At 72.5% G+C, this 2,570-nt stretch carries 3 protein-coding genes; 1 reads left to right on the top strand and 2 read right to left on the bottom strand.

Features of this window, described 5'->3' with window-relative positions:
• A partial coding sequence (locus AB0K09_RS32195) for a phosphatase PAP2 family protein (RefSeq protein WP_366068935.1) occupies window positions 1-539 on the bottom strand: 539 nt, incomplete at its 3' end.
• A gap of 118 nt (window positions 540-657) precedes the next feature.
• On the opposite strand from AB0K09_RS32195, the gene AB0K09_RS32190 reads away from it, so the two are divergent.
• The gene (locus AB0K09_RS32190) at window positions 658-939 is read left to right on the top strand and encodes a plasmid stabilization protein (RefSeq protein WP_366068934.1); all 282 of its coding nucleotides are present in this window, start codon (window positions 658-660) and stop codon (window positions 937-939) included.
• Between the two features lie 74 nt (window positions 940-1,013).
• Here AB0K09_RS32190 and gndA read toward each other — a convergent pair whose 3' ends face one another.
• A complete protein-coding gene (gndA, locus tag AB0K09_RS32185) occupies window positions 1,014-2,474 on the bottom strand; it encodes an NADP-dependent phosphogluconate dehydrogenase (RefSeq protein ID WP_366068933.1) in 1,461 nt (486 codons plus the stop codon).
• Between the last annotated feature and the right edge of the window lie 96 nt (window positions 2,475-2,570).

Below are 2,570 nucleotides of genomic sequence, written 5' to 3'. Positions count from 1 at the left end.
GCCACCCACTGGAAGTACGGCTGGGAACACACGAGCCCGTCGCACTCCTGGCACATGTACTGGCAGAAGAGGGTGTGCGAACCCGGATAGTGCACCCCCGTGTACACGCGGGAGAAGCACACCGAGGCGGCGATCGGGGCCAGTGCCAGCCCCCACGCGGGATTCTCCAGGGCGACCCCGGCGGTGAACGCCACGGCCGACGCCGCGTGCCCGGACGGGAAGGACGTCGTGAACGGCTGCCGGGTCAGGCGCCGGACGACCGGCACCGCGTCCAGCACCGGCCGCACCCGCCGCACCGACCGCTTGGCGACCGTGTTCACCGTCGCCGACGCGACGGCCAGCGACGCCGCCCCGCGCAACGCCGCGCGCCGCGCCGGCCGCCCGCCGAGCACCGCCGCACCGGCGGCGAGCCCCAGCCACAGCACGCCGTGGTCGGCCGCACGCGACAGCCTCGGCAGCACCCGGTCGCCCCCCGGCCAGTGCCGCCCGGCGACCTGCCGGAAGAGCGACCGGTCCCACTCACTCACCACTTCTCCCATGCGCATGGCTGACGCGTACCCTGCGTTTGCGGACCTCGAACAGCGGGCGCAGGGTGGTGCCGGACACCCAGGCCGCACCCCCGGTGCGGCACGGCCCGGCACCGTGAGGAACGAACCAATGCCCAAAGGATCCGGCTCCAAGCGAGAACGCCAGTACGAGCACATCAAGGACAGCGCCCGGGAGCGCGGCGCGAGCGAGAAGCGGGCCAAGGAGATGGCGGCGCGCACGGTGAACAAGGAACGCGCCCGGTCGGGTGAGACCCGCACCACGAGCAGGTCCTCGTCCCGCTCGCAGGGCGGCCCCACCTACGACCAGCTCTACGCCGAGGCCAAGCGCCGCGACATCCCCGGCCGCTCCTCCATGAACAAGGCGGAGCTCGAACGGAAGCTGGGGCGCTGACCGCGCTGCTTCCGATGTGACCGGCGCGTGAGGAGCATACGGCGCTACGGCGTACGGCTGTACGGCCGTACGGCTCAGTCCGTGCGCTCCTCGCCGCGGTCACCGCTCCACAGCGTGTGGTACGAGCCCTCCCGGTCCACGCGCCGGTAGGTGTGCGCGCCGAAGAAGTCCCGCTGACCCTGGGTCAGCGCGGCGGGCAGCCGCTCCGCGCGCAGCGCGTCGTAGTAGGCGAGCGCCGCGGAGAAGCCCGGGGTGGGCACCCCGTGCCGGACCGCCGTGGCGACCACCGAGCGCCAGGCGTCCTGGGCCCGGCCCACCTCACCCGCGAACCCCTCGTCGGCCAGCAGTGTCGGCAGGCCCGGGTCGGCGGCGAACGCCGAGCGGATGCGGTCCAGGAACGCGGCCCGGATGATGCAGCCGCCGCGCCAGATGGCGGCCATCGCACCGAGGTCGATGTCCCACCCGTACTCCGCGCTCGCGCCGGCGATCATGTTCCAGCCCTGCGCGTACGAGACGACCTTCGACGCGTACAGCGCCTGCTCGACCTGCCCGGCGAACGCCTCGGCCTCGCCGGCGGAGAGCCCCTGCCCGCCGGGCCCCGGCAGCTCCCGCGCCGCCCGCCGCAGTTCGGTGTGCCCGGACAGCGACCGCGCGAAGACGGCCTCCGCGATCCCGGAGACCGGAACCCCCAGGTCCAGCGCCGTCTGCACGGTCCACCGCCCGGTGCCCTTCTGCTCCGCCTCGTCGGCCACCACGTCGACGAACGGCTTGCCGGTGGCGGCGTCGGTGTGCGCGAGCACCTCGGCGGTGATCTCGATCAGATACGAGTCGAGCCGGCCGGTGTTCCAGCCCCGGAAGATCTCCGCGATCCGCGCCGGCTCGTACCCGGCGACCGAGCGCAGCAGGTGGTACGCCTCGGCGATCAGCTGCATGTCGGCGTACTCGATACCGTTGTGCACCATCTTGACGAAGTGCCCGGCGCCGTCGGGCCCGACGTGGGTGCAGCAGGGGGAGCCGTCCTTGGCCTTGGCGGCGATGGACTCCAGCAGCGGGCCGAGGGACTTGTAGGACTCCTCCGACCCGCCGGGCATGATGGAGGGCCCGTTGAGTGCGCCTTCCTCACCGCCGGAGATGCCGGCGCCGACGAAGTGGATGCCCTTGTCGCGGAGGGCGGCCTCGCGGCGGCGGGTGTCGGCGAAGTGGGCGTTGCCGCCGTCGATGATGACGTCGCCCTCGTCGAGGAGGTGCGCGAACTCGTCGATGACGGCGTCGGTGGCCTCGCCGGCCTTGACCATGATGACGATGCGGCGGGGCTTCTGCAGGGCCGCCACGAACTCCTCGGCGGTCTCGGCCGGGACGAAGTCGCCCTCGTGGCCGTGCTCCTTGACCAGTGCCTCGGTCTTGGCGTAGGTGCGGTTGTGGACGGCGACGGTGTGGCCGTGGCGTGCGAAGTTGCGGGCGAGGTTGCTGCCCATGACGGCGAGCCCGGTGACACCGATCTGGGCGGTCGCCTGGGTGGCGGGGGAGCTAGGCATACGGTGGTCCACTCCTGTCACACGCTGGTCGAAGGCTTGTGCGGGGCATCGACGCCGAGGGCCTGGAGATTCTTCTCATCGGCAGCCGGGCGTCGC

It is taken from the genome of Streptomyces sp. NPDC049577, from assembly GCF_040675635.1.
GTDB lineage: Bacteria > Actinomycetota > Actinomycetes > Streptomycetales > Streptomycetaceae > Streptomyces.
This window is presented reverse-complemented; position numbering and strand designations above follow the sequence as displayed.

Bases quoted from the DNA above. Each gene is read 5' to 3' on its own strand.
- gndA (WP_366068933.1), bottom strand. From the start codon at position 2,474: ATGCCTAGCTCCCCCGCCACCCAGGCGACCGCCCAGATCGGTGTCACC.
- AB0K09_RS32190 (WP_366068934.1), top strand. From the start codon at position 658: ATGCCCAAAGGATCCGGCTCCAAGCGAGAACGCCAGTACGAGCACATC.